At 55.5% G+C, this 18,002-nt stretch carries 19 protein-coding genes and 1 riboswitch; of the genes, 1 reads left to right on the top strand and 18 read right to left on the bottom strand.

Going from position 1 to position 18,002, the window contains the following annotated elements; all coding sequences use genetic code 11:
- Nucleotide 1: 1 nt before the first annotated feature.
- The 3 genes from cbiQ to HMPREF1255_RS06655 are packed head-to-tail and all read right to left on the bottom strand — an operon-like array spanning nt 2 to nt 1,862.
- Nucleotides 2-781, bottom strand: a complete 780-nt coding sequence (gene cbiQ / locus HMPREF1255_RS06665; protein WP_024111395.1) for a cobalt ECF transporter T component CbiQ — start codon at nt 779-781, stop codon at nt 2-4.
- A 3-nt stretch (nt 782-784) separates the two neighbouring features.
- Nucleotides 785-1,189 carry an energy-coupling factor ABC transporter substrate-binding protein gene (locus HMPREF1255_RS06660; RefSeq protein ID WP_016456895.1) on the bottom strand — a complete coding sequence of 135 codons (405 nt, stop codon included), beginning with the start codon at nt 1,187-1,189 and terminating at the stop codon, nt 785-787.
- Complete coding sequence (locus tag HMPREF1255_RS06655) at nt 1,182-1,862, bottom strand: energy-coupling factor ABC transporter permease (RefSeq protein ID WP_016456896.1); 681 nt, start codon at nt 1,860-1,862, stop codon at nt 1,182-1,184. The genes HMPREF1255_RS06660 and HMPREF1255_RS06655 overlap by 8 nt, the downstream gene beginning before the upstream one ends.
- A gap of 182 nt (nt 1,863-2,044) precedes the next feature.
- Here HMPREF1255_RS06655 and HMPREF1255_RS06650 point away from each other — a divergent pair, with 182 nt between their 5' ends.
- Nucleotides 2,045-2,704: a precorrin-8X methylmutase gene (locus HMPREF1255_RS06650; protein ID WP_024111591.1), complete on the top strand. Its 660-nt coding sequence runs from the start codon at nt 2,045-2,047 to the stop codon at nt 2,702-2,704.
- A gap of 57 nt (nt 2,705-2,761) precedes the next feature.
- On the opposite strand, the gene HMPREF1255_RS06645 is transcribed toward HMPREF1255_RS06650, so the two are convergent.
- The 15 genes from HMPREF1255_RS06645 to HMPREF1255_RS06575 form a co-directional block, all read right to left on the bottom strand.
- Nucleotides 2,762-3,154, bottom strand: coding sequence for a type II toxin-antitoxin system VapC family toxin (locus tag HMPREF1255_RS06645; RefSeq protein ID WP_024111516.1), 393 nt, complete (start codon nt 3,152-3,154; stop codon nt 2,762-2,764).
- Nucleotides 3,151-3,390, bottom strand: coding sequence for a hypothetical protein (locus tag HMPREF1255_RS06640; protein WP_016456899.1), 240 nt, complete (start codon nt 3,388-3,390; stop codon nt 3,151-3,153). The genes HMPREF1255_RS06645 and HMPREF1255_RS06640 overlap by 4 nt, the downstream gene beginning before the upstream one ends.
- Before the next feature lie 173 nt (nt 3,391-3,563).
- The gene (locus HMPREF1255_RS06635) at nt 3,564-4,412 is read right to left on the bottom strand and encodes a sugar phosphate isomerase/epimerase (RefSeq protein WP_024111293.1); all 849 of its coding nucleotides are present in this window, start codon (nt 4,410-4,412) and stop codon (nt 3,564-3,566) included.
- Nucleotides 4,413-4,438: 26 nt separating this feature from the next.
- Nucleotides 4,439-5,602 (bottom strand): Gfo/Idh/MocA family protein, encoded by a 1,164-nt coding sequence (locus tag HMPREF1255_RS06630; protein WP_024111469.1) that lies wholly within the window; start codon nt 5,600-5,602, stop codon nt 4,439-4,441.
- A gap of 18 nt (nt 5,603-5,620) precedes the next feature.
- On the bottom strand, nt 5,621-6,628 hold the full coding sequence (locus HMPREF1255_RS06625; protein WP_024111527.1) for a Gfo/Idh/MocA family protein: 1,008 nt from the start codon (nt 6,626-6,628) through the stop codon (nt 5,621-5,623).
- Complete coding sequence (locus HMPREF1255_RS06620) at nt 6,619-7,464, bottom strand: sugar phosphate isomerase/epimerase (protein ID WP_024111294.1); 846 nt, start codon at nt 7,462-7,464, stop codon at nt 6,619-6,621. Before HMPREF1255_RS06620 ends, HMPREF1255_RS06625 begins: the two co-directional genes overlap by 10 nt.
- Nucleotides 7,465-7,591: 127 nt before the next feature.
- Nucleotides 7,592-9,067, bottom strand: a complete 1,476-nt coding sequence (locus HMPREF1255_RS06615) for an MFS transporter (protein WP_024111391.1) — start codon at nt 9,065-9,067, stop codon at nt 7,592-7,594.
- 321 nt (nt 9,068-9,388) lie between these two features.
- Nucleotides 9,389-10,477 (bottom strand): ABC transporter substrate-binding protein, encoded by a 1,089-nt coding sequence (locus tag HMPREF1255_RS06610; protein WP_016456905.1) that lies wholly within the window; start codon nt 10,475-10,477, stop codon nt 9,389-9,391.
- Nucleotides 10,474-11,304, bottom strand: coding sequence for an ABC transporter ATP-binding protein (locus HMPREF1255_RS06605; RefSeq protein ID WP_016456906.1), 831 nt, complete (start codon nt 11,302-11,304; stop codon nt 10,474-10,476). Before HMPREF1255_RS06605 ends, HMPREF1255_RS06610 begins: the two co-directional genes overlap by 4 nt.
- Nucleotides 11,301-12,347 (bottom strand): iron ABC transporter permease, encoded by a 1,047-nt coding sequence (locus HMPREF1255_RS06600; protein ID WP_016456907.1) that lies wholly within the window; start codon nt 12,345-12,347, stop codon nt 11,301-11,303. The genes HMPREF1255_RS06605 and HMPREF1255_RS06600 overlap by 4 nt, the downstream gene beginning before the upstream one ends.
- 103 nt (nt 12,348-12,450) lie before the next feature.
- Nucleotides 12,451-12,631, bottom strand: a riboswitch (cobalamin riboswitch).
- Between the two features lie 284 nt (nt 12,632-12,915).
- Nucleotides 12,916-14,451 carry a ribulokinase gene (locus tag HMPREF1255_RS06595; protein WP_024111535.1) on the bottom strand — a complete coding sequence of 512 codons (1,536 nt, stop codon included), beginning with the start codon at nt 14,449-14,451 and terminating at the stop codon, nt 12,916-12,918.
- 31 nt (nt 14,452-14,482) lie between these two features.
- Nucleotides 14,483-15,124, bottom strand: coding sequence for a deoxyribose-phosphate aldolase (deoC, locus tag HMPREF1255_RS06590; RefSeq protein ID WP_016456909.1), 642 nt, complete (start codon nt 15,122-15,124; stop codon nt 14,483-14,485).
- Nucleotides 15,125-15,126: 2 nt separating this feature from the next.
- Nucleotides 15,127-15,921, bottom strand: coding sequence for a sugar-binding transcriptional regulator (locus tag HMPREF1255_RS06585; RefSeq protein ID WP_016456910.1), 795 nt, complete (start codon nt 15,919-15,921; stop codon nt 15,127-15,129).
- 161 nt (nt 15,922-16,082) lie between these two features.
- A complete protein-coding gene (locus HMPREF1255_RS06580) occupies nt 16,083-17,120 on the bottom strand; it encodes a galactitol-1-phosphate 5-dehydrogenase (RefSeq protein WP_028821310.1) in 1,038 nt (345 codons plus the stop codon).
- A gap of 147 nt (nt 17,121-17,267) precedes the next feature.
- On the bottom strand, nt 17,268-17,996 hold the full coding sequence (locus HMPREF1255_RS06575) for a cobalt-precorrin-6A reductase (RefSeq protein WP_024111568.1): 729 nt from the start codon (nt 17,994-17,996) through the stop codon (nt 17,268-17,270).
- Nucleotides 17,997-18,002 lie beyond the last annotated feature (6 nt).

The raw sequence follows: 18,002 nt of genomic DNA, 5'->3' as shown, positions 1-18,002 counted from the left end.
ATCAAATCAGCGTAAAGCATATCGCCACCAGCCAGATTCCGGCAATCAAACCGAGGGTGCCGAACACCCATTTCTTAGAAAGCGGAGGCTGATGAACGAGCGTCACTAGATCGCCATCAATACCACGCGCCTCGAGGCCCTCCGAGAGACGTTCGGCCCTGCTCCAGGACCGCGTCATCAGCGAGCCGACGAGCGTGGAATAGTTTTGGATCTGACGCCTACGTGCACCCTTACCCATGGGTGCATCGCCAAGCCGAGCGGCCTGCGCCTGATGCAAAGTCAGAAACGAGTCGAGCAGCACAAAAAGCAGCCTGTAGGTTAGGGACGCAACTTCTACAAGCACGGCTGGCAAGCCAAGTTTTCTGAACCAAGCAAGAAGATCGACCATCGGTGTGGTCGTCGCAAGCAGCAGGACGCTCAACGTGGCGGAAACCGAGCGGGCGAAAACCGTCAGCCCGGCTGCAATAGATTCATGACTGATCGACAAAAGCCACCAATGCCAAATCACATTATCGGGCGAAGAGCCCAACTGGATTCCGACGGAGATCGAACCGATCAGGATGAAAGCGAATGGTGCGGTGAACGCCAGCGCCAGGGTACGGGGAGGTATTTTTGCGAACCCCAGCGCCAGCGTTACCGCTGAAATAGCCACGAGAATTGTGGTCGGCCAGACGGGTGCGGTCAGTGCGGTGGCCACGAGCCCTAAGCTGAGCAGAACTTTCTGACCGACCGAGACTCCGCGCCAGGGAGCAGCCCAGGCAGCGTCGTCAAGGGCTATCATTTGCTACTCTTCGGAACTCGCAGTGTCAGCGCCTGGGGTGAGCAGTCCCCTGGCGCCGCCGTTAGTAGCAGCACCCTTCGTGGCTGACGCGGGGGTCAGCTCCTCGGCGGCCTTCTTGCGGCCGCGCAGGTTACCCAGCGCGAAACCGGCAATGCCAGCACCGAGAGCGGCCTGCAGAGCAAACAGACCAGACTCGATCTCGCCGGAACCCGGCTCGAAGATCGGGGAGAACCAGGGCTCGTAGCCCGATTCCTCGATCTGCTCGGTTACGACGGAGTCGGTGCCACCGAAGGCCTCGCCCTCCTCGGAACCTTCCTTCGGGGCGACCGAGAATGAGATAACGAAAATAACGATGACTGCGGCAATCAGGCCAAGGTTGATCCAAATGTTCTTCGACTTCTTAGACATTTGCTGCCTCCTTAACCTGCGGCTTGATCAGACCACGCTTTTCCAGCTCCGGGCGTGCGACGTTAACCAGGAAGCGGAACAGCAGAACGCCGATGAAGCCCTCTGCTAGTGCGAGCGGAATCTGGGTGACGGCAAACGTCGCCAGGAACTTGGTCAGTGCGCCACCGAAACCGGAGACCGGGTCCGGGTGGGCGATGGCCAGCTGAATCGAAGTGACGCAGTACGTGGAGAAGTCTGCCATCACCATGGCGGCGAAGATGCCAACCGAGGTGCCCAGCGGACGAAGAAGCTTGTAGAAGGCGTAGCCGATCCACGGGCCGGCGATAGCCATGCTGAATGTGTTAGCGCCAAGCGTCGTGATGCCGCCGTGCGCCAGGAGCAGAGCCTGGAACAGCAGAACGACCGCACCCAAGAACGCCATGACCGGCGGGCGGAACAGCACCGCGCCAACGCCGGTGCCCGTCGGGTGCGAGCTAGAGCCCGTCACCGACGGCAGTTTGATCGCGCTCAACACGAAAGTGAAAGCGCCAGCAACTGCCAGCAGAAGCTTGTTGGTGGTGGACTTGCGAGCTTCCTTAATGCAGGCCCTCGCCCCGTAAATAACGAATGGTGCAGCAGCCACATACCAGGCTACGCAGTGACTCGCCGGTAAAAATCCTTCGGCGATATGCATAATCTCTCCTTCATGAGATATCGCGTCCCATTTACAATAGGTGCTGCAAGGGCGAGTATCTGACTCTCGAAGGCGAACCTTCGTACACAGTGGCGCGACCGTGCCGGAATTACCCGGCTTCCTCGTGCCTTACAACATATGAAAGCCTATACCAAGAGAATTCTTTTGGACAGGAGTACCCAATGGAAACCACCAAATACGAATACATAATTGACGGCGCGGAAATTTATGAGAAATCGTTCTCAATTATTCGCGAGGAGGCGGATTTGAGCCGTTTTCCAAAAGATGTGGCCAACGTCGCCGTGCGAATGATCCACGCCGCCGCCGACACCAACCTGCCCGAGCTCATCGATTTCACGCCCGGTGTCGTCCAGGCATGCAGAGACGCCCTTTGGAGCGGTGCACCGATATTCTGTGACTCAACCATGACCGCAACCGGCATCATCCGCTCGCGCCTGCCCAAGAACAACGAAGTGATCTGCTACCTCAAGGATCCCCGCCTGCCCGAACTGGCGAAGAAGCTGGGCACCACCAAGACGGCGGCCGCCGTCGATCTTTGGGCCGAACGCCTGGAGGGTGCGGTCGTCGCCATCGGCAACGCCCCCACCGCACTGTTCCGTCTGTTGGAGATCGTCCGGGACACCGGTGTGAAACCTGCGGGCGTCATCGGAATTCCGGTTGGTTTCGTAGGTGCCGCTGAGTCCAAGCAGGCGCTGGTCGACAACCCGTACGGTCTGGAATACCTGGTGGTTAGTGGACGCAGGGGCGGATCCGCGATGGCGGTTTCCGCGGTGAACGCGATCGCCTCCACCGACGAGCGCACCAACCAGGTCAAGCGCTAAATTTATCGGGTGCATGAAACCGAGCAGACGACGGTTTCACGCACCCGATAATTTCAATTACGCCAATAACGGACTAGCCACCTTCGGGAATTCTCTAAGTATTTGTTTATTCATCGTCACCAAACGAACACCTAAACTTTTTGCCACTGCAACAAATTCGCAGTCGTAAGCGCGGCACGTACTGTTCTCGGCCAACTCAAGAACATCGTTGCTGGGAACCAAAAATTCATTTTTGTGAAGCAATTCTTCCGCCATTTTCTGCACCCGCCGAGATTGTGCAGAAGACAAAAGCCCTTTACGGACGTAACCCACGAGAATGTTCCTGAACTCGCTCTTCCACAGCACGGGAGCTGCCCACTCGCTATCTTCCAGCAACAAATTCCCTGCCGACTCACTAAACTCGCCCGGAAGAAAAAGGTAGGCAAGAATATTCGTATCGACGACTATCATGGCCGCCCGGCCCTCTTCAGTTGATCGATTTCTTCGGCTTCGAACGAACCACCGATCTCAACCCTTAAATCCTTCACTCGCTGATAAAAGACGTCGGCGTTAATTTTTCTAGGACGCGTAGCTATATCAATGAGATGTATAGCCTGGGCGTTAATAGAGCGCATCTCTTCATCAGCCTGCCGCTTCAGACGTTCGTAGACATCATCTGGGACATTCTTGAGTGTAATACTAGGCATTTTAACCACCCCTTGGAACCATTTTAACACCATAATGGTTGCAGCTAAATTTGTAGGTGAGCTTCGTCGGATGAAGGCCAAGAACTTTAGGGGGAATACACGAGGGTGCCGCTCCAGCAATCTTGGCTCAGCTAAACAACAAAGATGCGCCCCGAGGGGCGCATCTTTGTTGTTTAGTAGCCGATCGACTTCAGGTATTCGCGGGAATCCCTCAGGCAGTCGTAGACGTCACGTCCATAGAGCATGTCTTGCTCGATGAACAGGAAGTCAGCCCCTGCCTTCTCGGCAGCCGGCAGCAGCTCCGGCCAGTTCATGTTGCCCTGGCCAACCTCAGCAAACTGCACGATATTCAGGAACATCTCAAAGCCGCGCTCGATATCGCCATTACTCATCAGGTCGACAGCCTCCTGCGGCAACGGAACCACGCGGTAGTCCTTGACGTGGATCAGCCTGCACACGCCCGAATACTCCTTGAGCATGTCCAGCGGAGCCATGCCACCGCGGTGCACCCAGTGCAAATCCACCTCGAACTCCAGGCTCGGTGCGACGCGTCGCACGATGTCGAAGATACGTTCGCCGTCGAACTTAACCAGATCGACGTGGTGGTTGTGATAGCACAGCGTGATGCCGTCTTCCTTGAGCTTTTTCGCCCACGGCTCCACCTCCGCGGCCCAAGCCTCGCAGGCCTCCTTGGAAACCATCGCGGTGAACGGCATCATGCCTATGCGCAGGTAGCGGCAATCCAGGCGACGGCAGTCGGCGACGATCTTGTCGTAATCCGGATCCAGCGCATCGCCGGTGGTGGTTGGGCCCGCCTTCAAGCCGACCGATAAGGCACCGACCTGAACGCCTAGCTCCTTGATGCCGCGCTCCAGATCTGCAGTGTTCTTCTCGTCCATCGGGATCTGCGAAACCTCGACGGCGTGCAGATCCATCTCGGCAATCTTCTGCAGGACGGCGAACATGCCCTTTTCGGCAACCTCGTCCTTGAGCATCATCATTTGAACGCCAAGTACAGCCATTTCCTAACCTCCTAGCTCCAGCCGCTCTAGGAGCGGGTATCGAACTTGCCCTCTTGCTCGATGCGCTTGTTCAGCTCGGCCAGATAGGCCTCCTCGTCGAAGTTGACCATGTCCACTTCCTTGCCGGTCCAAGAGGACAGGTGAATCGCGTTGGCCAGGCGCACGCCGTTGATGCCGTCCGAACCCGGAGCCAGCAGCTCGGCACCGTTGAGAACTGCGTCTGCGAAGTTCTTCATGACGTCGCAGTGCTGCTCGCCCCAAACCGAGCCGTAGTCGCGCTCCTCGACCGTCTGCACCTCGGAGACGTCCAGCTCGCCCTTGAACAGCTTGCCTACCTCCTCCATGCCGAGGCTCTTGCTCCACTTTTGCTCGGGCTCGGCCAGGCGGGTGATGGTGAGCTTGTGGGAATCCTCGACGAGGATGCGGCCCTTGTCGCAGAGGATCTCCAGGCGGTCGGTGCCGAACATGTCGTGGGTGCAGGTGATGAACGTGCCGGTAGCGCCGTTGCCGAAGTCGACGAGCGCGTTGACCTCGTCCTCAACCGCAATGTCGCGCTTGAAACCGTACTGGCACTTCGCGAAGACGCTCTTCGGGATGCCGCAGATCCACTGCCACAGATCAAGCTGATGTGGCGCCTGGTTGACAAGGACGCCGCCGCCCTCGCCACCCCAGGTTGCCCGCCACTCGGATTGGTTGTAGTAACCCTGCGGACGCCACCAGTTGGTGATCAGCCACGAGGTGTGACGCAGCGCGCCGAGCTCACCAGAATCAAGGATAGCCTTGATGTCCTTGTAGAGCTGATTGGTGCGCTGATTGAAGAACACGCCGAACACCAAATCGGGCTTGGTCTGGGCAAAGTCGATGACCTCTCTTGCCTGCTTGGTGTAGACGCCCAGCGGCTTCTCCAGCAGCGCGTGCACGCCATGGTCGAGCGCGTAGATGCCCATCTCCGGGTGCAGGTAATGCGGAACCGTGGTGACGACCGCATCAACCTCGCCCGAATCCACCATTTCTTTATAGTCGGTGTAGAAGGGCACGCCGTACTTGTCAGCGAGTGTCTTCTTCGACTCGTCGACATCGCAGATGCCAGCGATCTCCATGTTGGGGACGCGACCGTCGTCGATGAACTGCGCGTACATTCCGCCTTCGGCTCCAACGCCGATGATTCCTAGGCGAACCTTTTCAGCCATATTTTCTCCTTGTTCGTTTTAGTTGTGCGCAGCCATCTCTGGCGATTGCGCATAGATTTCTTTGATAATCCGCAGTGATTCCATTGCCTCGCGTGGGCCAATCCAGAATGGTTCTGGGGCGTCCAGGCTTTCGTAGAAGTCCCTGATGAATACTTCGTGGGAAACTCCCCAGTACGCCCGCCCGCTGCTGGGTGCTTTGCGTTCTGGGTACGTGGTCAAAGAGCCGTCTTCGCCGTAGATGGTCAGCCCGTCCCGAATGACCGCACGGCCTTTCGTACCGATGATCTCGATCTCGACGGGATGATCAATTGGCGGGGTCAGAGTGGCGTAGAACGAGCTCTGCACGCCGCTTTCGTGCGTCAAGAACGCGCTCGCGGTGTCCTCCACCTCGATGACGTCGGCAAATTTCAGGGTCTGGGCGCGCCCCCTCAGCTTGGTGACGGGCCCCAGGAACCACTGCAGCAAGTCGAGAGTGTGCAGCGCCTGATTGATGAGGACGCCACCACCAGACCCCTGCCAGGTGCCACGCCATAACCTGCGCTCGTAGTAGGCCAGCGAGCGGGTCCAGACCACCTGCGCGAACCCGCCTGTGATGTCGCCCAGAAGACCCTCGTCGAGCACCCGGCGCATCTGCTGACTAGAAACGTTGTAGCGGTTTTGCAAGCAGACGCCAATCTTCGCGTTGGAATTGTCAGCCGCGTCGATGATGCGCTGGCCGTCGGCGATCGTGTGGGCGAGCGGCTTTTCCATGATGACGTTCACGCCCGCTTCTAGGCAGGCAACCACCGTGTCAGCGTGGTCGAAGTGCGGGGTCGTAACGTGCACCACGTCGAAGTTTTGCTTGTCAGAAAGCAACTCCTCGACGCTCGAATAGCCTTTGGCGCCAGTCCTTTCGACGGCCGCAGCAAGCCGATTAGGGTCGGTGTCGCACACGGCCACCAGTTTGATGTAGTCGATGGCGTCGAACGCCTCTAAATGGATTGTGGAGACGTCGCCGCAACCGATTAGTGCGGCTCTTAGTTCCATTCGATTCCCTGCTCCTTAAAGATGCCGGTCAGGGCTTCGTATGCCTTCGTCCACAGCTCGGGGCCGCACAAGCCACCGAACGCGTCGAACTGGCCGAGGTGCGGCTCGATGGAGAAGAAACCGTTGTAGCCGTCCTCGTTCAGCGCGGCAACGACTTCGCGCACTTGGCCGTCACCCTCCCCGCAGGGTACGACCTCTTCGACACCGAGCTTCATTGTGTCGGCCTTGGCGTCTTTGCAGTGGATATAGTCGGTGTAGGGGCGAACTTGTTCGAAGGCCTCGTCGAACGGCTTTACGTGACACTGCACGTAGTTGGCTGGGTCGAAGATTGCGCGGTAGTTGGGCGAATCTATGCTGGTGATCAGGTCGATGACCCGACGCGGAATGTCACCATAAATGTCTTTCTCGTTTTCATGCAGCATGGTTACGCCGCTGGCCTCGGCGAGCTTTACCATCTCGCGAGTTCGCGAAAGCACCTCATCGCGGTAGCTATCCGGGTCTTCGCCGTCGGGCATGAAGAACGAGAACATGCGGATGTAGGGCGCGCCGAAGAACTTTGCAACCTCGACCGAATGTGCAGCACGCTTTAGGTGATCTTCGAACGGGTCGGTGATCTTAATCTTGCCGATATCGGAGCCGACAGCCGAAAGCTTAATGCCGTTGTCATCTAGCATTTTCTTCGCTTTTTCAAGCTCGCCGTCACGAAGGTCCAAAACCTTGGTTCCCCATGCGCTGCGGAACTCGACGTGCTTGATATTCAACTTATTGAGCATCTCGATCTGTTCTGCAAGATCATGGGCGATTTCATCAGCGAAACCACTTAGCGTGAAAGACATTTTCTCTCCTTTATTTAAAAGTACATTTCGAATTAATGGTTTTGTGCCCGGTGGGTAAGAAAACGCAAGTGCCCGCAGCGTTAATATCTGCGGGCACTTGACATACGAAACTTCCTTCTTAAATTATTTAGCGGTTCGCTAGCGGATCTTCGGGATGCGTTTGTCCTTCACGCCTGGCGTGCAGGATTTCCACGTTACGCGCAACCATCTTCTTCTTCAGCGGGTAGAGGAAGAAGAGCACTGCTGCAACGATCAGACAGCCTACGCCTGGAAGGATGTGTGCCAGCGTGTAGATGCCGTTGATCGCTTCTTGGCTTTGCGGGGCTTGCGCCTTTGCTGCAGCCGCGTCAAACCCAATCCAGCCGAGGGCCGCACCCAGCAGCCAGCCGGCAAGAGCCTGGCCGAGCTTGCGTGCCCAGGAATATACGGCGTACACGGTGCCGTCGTCGCGTTCGCCGGTTTGGACATCCTGCAGGTCGATTACGTCGGTGATGAAGGCCCAAACCAGGTAGTTGAAGACGTTAATGCAGAACATCGCGACGGCGTAGAAGGCCATCCACAGCCACGGGTTTTCGACCTTAAGGAAGAAGGCCAGCAGCAACACGCCGCCGCCAACCAGCATTGCAACGGCTCCAGATTCGGCCTTGCCGAACTTCTTGCCCAATATCGGGGCCAACACAACCAGCAGCAGACCTGGCGCGATGCCGACTAGGTTAGTCGGAGACTGGAGCTTGCCGTCGCCAAACCAGTAGAGACACAGGTAACCAAGAATGCCCATCAGGAACATCATCGAAACGAGCAGGAACAAAGCGGCAAGAACCAGGGTGAGCAGGCCCCGGTTGCGTACCAGAGATGCGAGCATCTGACCGATGCCCGTTCCGCCCTCAGACTTGTTCTTGGTGACGGAGATCACTCGCTCCTCGACGTTTACGTAGCACAGGCCGTAGCAGATGACCGCAAGAACCGAGCAAATAACAGCAGCAATCGTCATTCGGGGGCCAGAGAGAACCGACATCTCTTTTCCGGCCTCGTCGATGATGGTGATGTAAACCACCAGAGGCATTATCGTGCTGATTGCTATCGAGGCCAGGTTAGCTCCTGTGGAACGGAAAACCGACAGCTTGGACCGGTCGTCCGGGTCTTCCGAGATGACCGAAGACATCGACCCGTATGGGATGTTGATCCCGGTGTAGCAGATCGAGCCCCACAGGAAGTAGGTCACGCACATCCACAACAGCTTCGAGCCGTAGCCCTCCCAGCTAGCAACGAAAGACATGTACATCATCGCCGAGGCCAGCGCCACCGGGATAGCCATGAACATTATCCAGCGCTTGAACTTGTAGCCGGGGCGCTTCAACGGGAGACGGTCAACGATGATGCCCATGCCGACGTCAGTAAAGGCGTCTAGAATGCGGGCACTCAAAAAAAGTAAACCAACGTGGGCCGGATTGATACCCACCACGTTGGTGTAGAACAGCATGAAGAAGGTCGACTGCAGGATGAATGTGAAGTCGTTGCCGAAGTCACCGAACATGTAGCCGAAGCAGTCTCTAAGCGAGAATGGCCGCTTATTGTTTAAGGTCGGATGGGACGTTTGTGTCATTGTTTGCTCCTTTGCAAACAGAAAATGGCGATTTTTTATTCGAATTTTGTTTGGCTTTAACCCGAAGTTGTAACGATTTACCTAAATCCTGAAACAGATTTCAGCAATGTTTGTAAACACAATCACTCGGCATATATTTACGGCGCTCTTCCGATTAATGCTAGAAAAATACCCGATTACAGATCGTTAATCTCTTTGTTGCCGGTTCTTTCTTTCCCAATCCCAAATCGTCGGTTTTTAGCGCGGTTCATGCTCAACTAGATAGCATTTTTGAAAAATAAAACGCGCCCCACAATGTGGGGCGCGTTAATCAAGATGTGCTTACTTTTGCTTCAGCCACTCGTTTCCGGCCAGCGAATCTAGCTTGGTCAGGTCCAGGTCCGACTTGATGTCGGTCTTGGGAGCCAGGCCGAAGTGCTCCATCGCCATGCGAATGTACTCCGCGCCCTCCACGTTTAGCGGTCCAGAGCACCACATCGCGTAAGGCAGGTTGACGTAGCGCTTCTCCTTCACCGCCTTCAGGTTCTTGGAGGCCGGGTTGGATTCGAGAGCCTGAATCTTTTCCTCGATGGTCTGCGGCGGGTAGTCGACGAAGAAGATGATGTCAGGATCAGCGGAAGCTAGACGCTCCCAGCTGACCTTCGTCCAGGTGTCATCGACGTCTTCAAGGACGTTCTTAATGCCCGCAGAATCCATCATTGCCTGCGGGGCGCCGAACTTGCCGCTAGATAAAACGGTGTCGGAAGCGGAGTCGAAGAGGAAAGCAGTCGGCTTCTTGTCCGGCTGCGGCAGCTTCTCGATCTCTTCGCGACGCTTGGTGATCTCGTCGGCAACCTTGTCGGCCTTGGCCTTGTTGCCGGTCATCGCACCGATATTGCGAATATCAGCATCCAGAGCTTCCCACGGGCTCATGGTGCCACGCTGGCTGCCTTCACCAGTGCGGCAAGCCTCGCTGAGCGTGTAGGTGAGGTAGCCCCGCTTCGCCAGAGAATCGGGATCGGTGCCCTTTTCATCACTGAAGCCGTAGCCATAGCCGGCGAAAACCACCTGCGGGTCGGCAGCAACGATGTTCTCAAGGTTCATGTACTCGGGCGAAACCTGGTTTAGGCCATTGATGACGTCCTCACCGTACTTGAGCTTCAAGACGCCCTCGTCACGCTTCAAGCTAGTGACCGCTGTGAGCTGGTCCTTGGCGCCAGCAGCCAGAGCGATGGAGATGATGTTGCCGTCGTTAGCCATCAGCTTGGTGACGGGAACCGTGTACTCCACCTTTTTGCCACAGTTTTCCAGGGTGAGCTTGCCAGCCTCGGCGCTAGAGTCGCCGCTACCGGAGGTGCTAGCTCCGCCACAGCCGGTGGCGAGCAGCGTTAGGCCCAGCGCCAGCGCCGGGAGACCTTTCCGCATTTTCATTTTTCTTCCTTTCCTTTGCTAATCAGCAGATGTGTTTCATGCGTCACAGGGTTGGGCGCCTGAATGGCCTCAACCCTGAAAGCTTCGTCCATAAGTTGGGTGTTGATGACGTCTTTCGGTTCGCCAAACGCGATCATCGAGCCGGCGTGCATGACTGCAACCATGTCGAAGTTGCGCAGCACTAGATCGAGGTCGTGGATAGCTGCGACGACAGTGCATTCGAGGGTGGTCAGCAGTTTCAGGAGCTTCAGCTGCCAAGCGATATCCAAGTGGTTAGTCGGCTCGTCGAGCATGAAGATCGGGGAACCCTGCGCCAGGCCACGCGCGATCATCGCCCTACGACGTTCACCGCCAGACAGGTGATCGCAGGCAGAATCGATGCGATCGTCCAGGCCCACCTGAGCGAGCGCGCTGACCACGATGTCCCTATCCTTGTGGACGTCCACCGACCAGGGCGCGCGGTGCGGAATCCTGCCCAGGTTGACCATCTCGCCTAGGGTTAGGGCCGCCGGCGGGCTTTCCTCCTGACCGACGAAAGAGATAATTCGGGCGCGCGTCTTCGGGGCGTACGCGGTGACGTCCCGCTCGCCGATCCGGACTATGCCCTCCACTGCCGGGTTGATGCCCGCGAGCGCGCGAAGCAGCGTCGACTTGCCAGCACCGTTCGTGCCCACCAGCGCCAGCTTGGTGCCGTAGGGCACGTCGAAGCTGACGTGCTTGACGGCGACGTAACCGCCGACCGCGGCAGCCACGCCACGGACGCTGATGAAGCAGCGTTTCCTCAGATAATCTTCGTCTTGGATCTTTTCCAGGTCTACCTTGCTCATGCGTCCCTACTTCCGAACGCGTAGCTGCGCCGGCCCATCAAGAACAGGAACAGCGGAGCTCCGACAACACCAGTAACCACGCCGAGTGGCATTTCCTGAGGCCTGGCGACGACTCGCGAAATGACGTCAACCCAAAGCAGGAAGACCGCACCACCAGCCGCGCACACAGGCAACATCCGTTTATGGAGAGCGCCGACGATCATCCTGGATGCGTGCGGAATGATGAGGCCGACAAAGCCGATACCACCTGCAACAGCAACCAGCACACCAATCAGCACGCTGGACCCGATGAACAGGCCGTTGCGCATAGCACCAACCCGTATGCCCAGGGCTGCCGCAGTTGAAGGACCGGTCATCAGGGCGTCCATCCAAGAAGAAATTAGCATCAGCGCTACCAAAGAAATCGCTACGGCGACGACCGGCACGATCAGCTTTTCCCAGGTGGCGCCAGCAACCGAACCGAGCATCCAGAACATCACGGAGTTAGCCGCGCGATTGTCATCGGAAAGAAAGACCATGAAGGAGGCAAGCGCGCTAAATGCCGACGACATCACGACACCCGCGAGCACCATCCTCAGCGGCGTCAGGCCGCCTTGGGCTTGGGCGATGAAATAAACCGCGGCGCTAGCCGTGATCGCACCCACCATCGCGCCTAGCGAAAGAGCGTAGACACCGACGCTGCTGAACACGCCGAGGACGATTACCGCGGTGGCGCCGACGGAAGCACCCGACGAGATGCCCAGCAAGTACGGGTCTGCGAGCGGATTTTGGACGAGCGTCTGCATTGCCGCGCCCGCGATCGCTAGCCCCGCCCCCACCAACAGCGAAAGCAAAGCCCTGGGTAGACGCAATTCCCAAATGATCGTGTCGAACGGCGATGTTGTCGCTGTACCGGTTAATCGTGCCTTGACGATTTCGAAGACGTCTTCGACGGGAACTTTTTCTGCCCCAAGCGTCAGCGAGAAGAGCGCACTGACTATGGCTACTATCACTAAAGCAACGACGATTGGCGCGACCGGCAGCCTACGAAATTTTTTCGCCATCGCTACCCGCAATTCAAGGTTGTGCGCAGGAACAAAGATTTACGGTCGCCAAAAGAGTTATGACCCATTTTCCTTCCAAGTTTCTGGCCCTTTTCGCGAGGGCGTTAACCAAGAACGAATTGAAAGGTTTTCGGACTCAGGATCCATCAATTTCGGCGCCTTCCCGGTTTCCCAGTGGCTTCGTGCCGAATCGTCTCCATCACCGCTGCGCGTCAGTCTCGGATTCTCACCGATGTTCCCTGCCATCAATTAATTAGGTGATACTCAATTCGCTTGCTAGCAAAGTAACACTTCCGTAGTGGGACGGCAAGCAAATCCATGTTTTGGCATTGTTTTGCCCAAGGATTTAGGACGAAAAGTGTCATTGTGTCATTTTTGGCTCGTAGACGAGCCAAAGTTGACTCAAAAAATAAGTTTTTTACTTCTGCAAAGGTTTCACACAACGTCAGGGCCTAGGGCGGGGCAAGACGGGCAACCATTATCACCGGAATGTTCAGCTGCGAAGATGAAACGAGGGCGCCACAGGAATCATCCGGTAGCGCCCTCGTCTTTTCAGTAAATAAATTGGTTACCCAGAAACATGCTGCGCCGTCTTGCGGCTAATAGGAGCTAAAGCTTCATATATCTCTAGATAGCGTTTGTGGTAGAACTCGTACTCGCTTGTGGCTTCAGGGTTTGGCTCGATCGAATCGGCCATAGTCACCATCGCCTTTGCAGCACTGCCAATATCATCGTGCAAGCCGGCACCTATTGACGCAAGAATCGAACATCCCATAAGCGGGCCCTCAGTGTTCTTCGGGAACAACATTGGAACGCCCGTCACGTCAGCATGCATTTGCATCCAGAATCTTGATTTCGTCGGGCCACCAGATACGACGACCTTTACCGGGTCGAATCCCTTTTCCCGGAATGTGTCGAAAATTGTCTTAGTTCCGTAACAAACAGACTCTAAGACTGCCCGATACAAATGACCTTCTCCGTGAGAAAGAGTCAACCCTGTAAACGCGCCACGAGAGTAGGGGTTAGAGAATGGCGAACGGTTGCCTTGGAAGTGATCGAGCGCGATTACACCATCACATCCGATAGGGATTTCTTTTGCCAAGTCATTCAGGTAGTTATACAAACTGGCAGAGTCGTCACCGTGCTTGTGGGCCTCAACGGTGAACTTATGCGTAAACCAGTTATTCACAGAACCGGAAGAAATCTGGCCTGCCTCGACCGTGTACTGTCCAGGGATAATCGCATCAAAGTACGCTCCCCAAATCCCCTGGGAATAGATTGCCTGATCGGTCTGGCCAAGCATAACGTGTGAGGATCCTGTGATCAGAGCCAAAGATCCTTCATCCACAACGCCTAGACCAATAGCCCCAACGTGCGCATCGATGCCGCCCATAGTGACTGGTATTCCAGCTTTAAGGCCCAGTTCACTAGCTGCCTTGGAGCTAAGCTCGCCAACTACCTCGCCCATCTTCAAAACAGACGGAGGAAGTTTCCTTAACGCGTCAGGGATTCCTGCCTTTGCATAAAGGTTAGTAGGCCAACCCGACCAGTTGGAATCGTAGAAATACTTACAGGTAGCCGTACAAATCGACATCGCCCACTCTCCGGTGAGCTTGAAGTTCATCCAGTCAATACAGTCGGCGAATACCTCAGCCTTCTCGTATACCTCTGGCTCATTCTTGGAGAGCCACATCAGCTTCGGGATGCCCCATTCAGCGGAGACAGTCTGCATACCAGCGTACTTAAGTGCAGGATCGCCAGTATTCGTTAGCTTCTCTGCCTCGTCAGCTGCCCTAACATCCATCCAAAGCAATGCAGGCCTTAAGGGTTCGCCGTCCTTATCGCAAGCGACAACAGTGGCGGAAGTACCATCGACGGCGATACCGCAGATTTGTTCAGCCGAGACAGTTTCAAGCAATTCGGCCAACGAGCCTTTCAAGCCACCCCACCAGTCTTGAGGGTTTTGTTCAGCCCAAGCCGGCCTTGGGGTGTATGTCTCTACAGCAACTGAAGCCGTAGCGATCATTTCGCCCTCTGGGGTAACAGCAGCAACCCTTACTCCACCCGTTCCTACGTCTATGCCTAGTAATAATTGATCAGTCATTTTTTAACCTCGTTGTTAATAGATAATTGGTTTATTTTCCTAGAACCGCGCGAGAGCTAGACAGGCCGAGCCTATTGGCGCCCGCATTAATCATCTTTTCGGCTGTTTCTGCATCTCTAATTCCACCCGATGCTTTCACACCCATTTCTTTGCCGACCGTTTCGCGCATTAATTTCACAGCTTCTACGCTTGCGCCACCGGCTTTGTGGAAACCTGTAGAAGTCTTTACAAAATCCGCATTTGCTTTCTTAGCGCATTTACAAACTTCAACAATTTCCTCATCTGTTAATACAGCGGATTCAATAATGACTTTGAGAACTACATCGTTGGGCAAAGCATCACGCACCGCCTTAATGTCGGAAGTGACGTATTCCCAATCGTGTTCCTTGGCTTTTCCGACATTGATCACCATGTCGATTTCATTTGCGCCATTTTCGGCCGCTTTTTTAGCCTCAAGAGCCTTCACCTCGCTGATGTGCGCTCCGCTGGGGAAGCCACATACAGCAGCGACTTTTAGCGTTTCCGGTACGGTAATTGGAAGCATACTGGGCGAAACACATACCGAATAAGTTCCAAGTTCGACGGCCTCATCGATAATTTTTTTTACATCTTCTGCGGTGGCTTCTGGTGCCAACAGAGTGTGGTCAATTAAATTTGCGGGTACTCCGGACATTATTACCTCTCAGATAAAACTTGTTTAGCCGTATTTTCGTCTGTGATTAAAGTGGTCATAAAACCACCTTTTAAAGCTGCACGAGTTATTGAAGCTTTATTCTCACCAACGGCTACAGCAATTGATTTTTTTATTTTCTTCAGCGCCTCCAAATCGACGCCTATCGTCCTGGATTCGAGTTCTTCGCTAACTATTTCCCCGACGCCGTTAATGAAACGACCGAGGATATCCCCGACTCCGCCTTTTGCTCTTAGCCGAGTCACTTCATTTTTAGTAATGCACCCTGATTCGACTAAAACTGAGTCGAACCTCAGCGCACCAAGAGAAAAAATAGCTACGTCTGCTTGACGCCCCATTCCTAGAACATCAGCAACCACAGGATCAGCGCGAAGAGCTGATGCAAGTGAAGGTTTTGAAACTACTGCAGGGCTGGGCAGCCCTCTAGCTTTCCCGTTTGATTTTTGCGCAAAGCCCAGTATCGTCTCCTGCACCGATTGAGCGGCCGATAAGGTGGCGACCCCTCCATTTAGTTGAACGACCATAGGGTCTACGGCCCAACCTTCTTCGAGTTGCTTTGCTACTCTCCACAAGGTCCTGCCCCATGAGACTCCAACTAATTGAGGCATCGGGCGTAAATTAGCTAGATACTTTGCAGTCTGGTTGGCTACGGCAGTTACGGTGTCGTCGAGCTTAAGACGATTTCTCACGACTATTGTTTCAGTAAGTGAAAACCGCTTAGCGAATTCTTTCTCAAGCTCTTCAACACGTGCGTAAGGATCAATGATCTCTATAGACACGTAGCCCTCTTCATAGGCTTCTTGCAGTAGACGCCGGACTGTCCACCTTGAACAGCCCAACGTCTCTGCAATTCGGGATGTTGATTCTCGCTCAAGAAAATAAAGCCTTCCAGCCTTCAAGACCTGCTCTCTGCGAAATTCGCTGGGAAGCTTCATAACTATTATTTACGAGTCTTTTCGGGCATGAAGATCACTTTGGAGCTGTGAATTTCACGGTTGTACATCTTCTTGATGGTTTCCGCCACAGCATCAAGTCCCAATTCGTGCGTAATCATGAATTCCCACTTGAGGTCTCCAGAGTGAAGCTTCTGCACCGTAGTTCGCCATTCATGGCCAGGGAACGGAGCAGAGAAGGAGTTCCAGGATCCTAAGATTCCGCCTTCAAGTCTCATCAAGCGCGCCCAGCTTGCATCGGAAATAGTGATGTCTGCGTTCGGGATACCGATTAGGACTACTTCACCATGGCGCGCCATGACAGAAACTGCCAGGTCGGGCACAACTCGCGCTCCAGAGGTTTCGATGATGACGTCATAGCCACCGCCGATGTCACCTAGCTCCTTCCAATCGCTAACAGCCTTGTCAGCGCCTGCTTCCAGAGCTAACGGAATCTTTTCCTTCGTAACGTCGATAGACACTACCTCTGAAGCACCCATCAGACGAGCCCATTGGATAGCAAACAGACCGATCGGGCCACCGCCACCAGAAACAGCAACACGAGATCCAATAGTAAGCTTCGTGCGAAGAATAGCGTGCAGCGCGATAGCTGCGGGATCAACCATGGCTGCTGCTCGCAGATCCAGATCTTCAGGCACCTTCAACAATAGATCTGCCGGCCCGCAGACGTAATCTGCATAGGCACCATCACGACGCGAACCGTAGTAATCGTAGTCTTCACAAAGCGAGAAGTGGCCCTGCTGGCAAGGCCCACACTTGAAGCACGGAAGCATCGGTGGGACGGTCACATGATCTCCTGCCTTAACGGAAGTGACTCCTTCGCCAACCTCCTCTACGACGGCGGAAAATTCGTGGCCAGTAATTAGCGGAAGCTTGTGTGGGCCCTTCTTGTACATACGGTCAAGGTCTGAACCGCAAACGCCACAAGCAGCGACCTTCAGTAGTGCCTCACCGGGACCGGGCTTCGGGGCTTCGACTTCTTCTAGCCTGATGTCGTCGACACCATGCATAACAACTGCATTCATTTTCGACACGTTTTGTCCTCCTAAACGTTTCTGCAAGCTTCATTGCTTGTTCGTAACACGTTAGGCTCAGCGAATCGTTGTCCGCGTCAAATATGCGCAATCTGCACCGATGGTGCAAAGAGATTTATAGAAAAATTTGGTCTGCCGCTAGACGCGTTTGGCCAGCAAAATGAGTTTTTGGATTTCGTCGAAGTTGTCGCACACCGTCACGCCGTCGGGCGGGGCCGGACGGGCGACCATGATCACCGGAATGTTCAGCTTGGCAGCGGCGTCGAGTTTGGCAGCAGTGGCGTCGCCGCCGGAATCCTTGCTGACAATCGCTCGCACTTTTTCGGTCTTCATCAGCTCGAGCTCGTCGTCGAGGCTGAACGGGCCGCGCCTAGCGAGCACCCGCCAGCCATCCGGGATCGGGTCGCCGCGCCACTCAGCGACTCTGGCCAGCGCGCGCGGCACGTCGTGATAGAACTTAACGGGCTGGCGGCCGACGGTGAGCAGCACCACCCCGTCGATCTTCGCCGCTTCGCGTGCGGCTTCCTCGTGGCTCGAAACCCACGTCCACCCCATGGCATCTGGGCGCGCTAACCAGCCAGGCCGCGAATACCTAATCACGGGCACGCCAGTTTCGGCGCCTGCGGCAGCGGCATTCTTGGTCATCGTCTCGGCGAAGGGGTGGGTGGCGTCGACGATGACGGAAATGTGCTCGTCGCGCAGATAATCAGCCAGGCCCTCTGCGCCACCGAAACCGCCGACGCGGTCGCCCTTTGCCGCCTTCGTGCGGCCGGCTACGGACTCGATGACCTCGGTTTCTGGCAATAAACGAAGCTGAGCGGCAAGCGAACGTGAGTCCGCGGTGCCGCCCAGCAACAGAATCTTCATGAACCG

Origin of the sequence: Propionimicrobium sp. BV2F7, from assembly GCF_000510445.1 — a bacterium.
In the GTDB taxonomy this organism is placed as follows: Bacteria; Actinomycetota; Actinomycetes; order Propionibacteriales; family Propionibacteriaceae; genus Propionimicrobium; species Propionimicrobium lymphophilum.
The sequence above is the reverse complement of the archived record's forward strand: the minus strand, read 5'-3'. Positions and strand labels throughout refer to the sequence as shown.